At 74.8% G+C, this 1,280-nt stretch carries 1 protein-coding gene; it reads left to right on the forward strand.

Annotated features, from left to right (window positions below; all coding sequences use genetic code 11):
• Nucleotides 1-1,280: TM0106 family RecB-like putative nuclease (locus tag NBW84_RS09405; RefSeq protein ID WP_250283685.1), on the forward strand; the 1,280-nt coding region annotated here is incomplete at both ends.

Here is a 1,280-nt window from a genome sequence, read left to right on the forward strand (position 1 = left end):
GCCGCCGTTGACAGCGGCGCAGACGTCGAGGAGACGGGCGGCTCCGGCCCCGCGGCGGGCTTCGCCGCCGATGCCGTGGAGGTCTTCCACCCGTTCTGGGCGCACGACCGCGCCGAGGAGAAGCGCGCGTTCGAGCGGTTCGTCGACTGGGCGCTGCAACGGCTCACCGATCATCCCCGGGCGCACATATATCACTACGCACCGTATGAACCGAACGCGCTCAAGCGGCTCGCGGCCAGGCACGGCACCCGCGAACGGCAGGTGGACGCCCTGCTCGCCGGGCACCGGCTGGTGGACCTGTACACGGTCGTCCGGCGCAGCCTGAAGATCTCCCAGCGCTCGTACTCGATCAAGTATCTGGAGCCGCTGTACCTGCCGGGGGCGCGCGGCGCCGGGGTCAAGACCGCCGTCGACAGCATCGTCGCCTACGAGAACGTCCTGGCGCACCGCGCGGCCGGCGAGCGGGCGGCCGCCGAGCACGTCCTCCACGAGATCGCCGAGTACAACCGGGTCGACTGCGTGTCCACCCATCGCCTGCACCGCTGGCTGCTCGGCCTGCGCGCGGCCGAGGGGATCACGCCCGCGCCGGCGGCGGACGCCGAGGAGGCCGCCGCCGACACGACGCCGGATCCCACCGACGCGACCGTTGACGCGCTGCTCGCCGGCCTGCCCGAGGACCCGGCGGCCTGGAGCGACGACGAGCGGGCCCGGGCGCTGCTGGGGGCCGCCGTCGGCTACCACCGGCGGGAGAACAAGCCCGCCTGGTGGGAGTTCTTCGCCTGGCTCAGCGCCGACCGGGCCGCGCTGGAAGCCGACGACGGCTGCGCCGTCCCGCTGGAATGGGCCGTTGTCGAGGGCTGGAGCACCCCCACCGGACGGCAGAAGAAGGCCCGGCGCGGACTGCTCGCCTCGCTCGACCCCGACCGCACCCATCCGTTCGCCACCGGTGAGCGAGTCCGGCTGCTCTATCCGGACGCCGTCGGTAACGGTGCTGTCAGCCAAGCCGGTAACGGCGCCGCCGGCGGCCGCACCCGGGACGCCGAGATCGAACGCGGCGAGCCCGACCGGCTGCTCGTCCGAGAGACCGCGGCGCCGGAGGACAACGACGCCGAACCGCCACTGGCGGTGCTGCCCGGCCCGCCGGTGCGCCCGGAACCCAAACCGGCGGCGATCGCCGAACTCGCGCGGACGGTGGCCGCCGCCCTGCCTCCCCCGAGCCTGGTGCCCGCCCCGCGGCGGGCCGGGCCGGAGCTGCCGGGCGGAGCGGCCATGGACCTGCT

The sequence above is a fragment of the Protofrankia sp. CiP1_Cm_nod2 genome, assembly GCF_920664355.1.
In the GTDB taxonomy this organism is placed as follows: Bacteria; Actinomycetota; Actinomycetes; order Frankiales; family Frankiaceae; genus Protofrankia.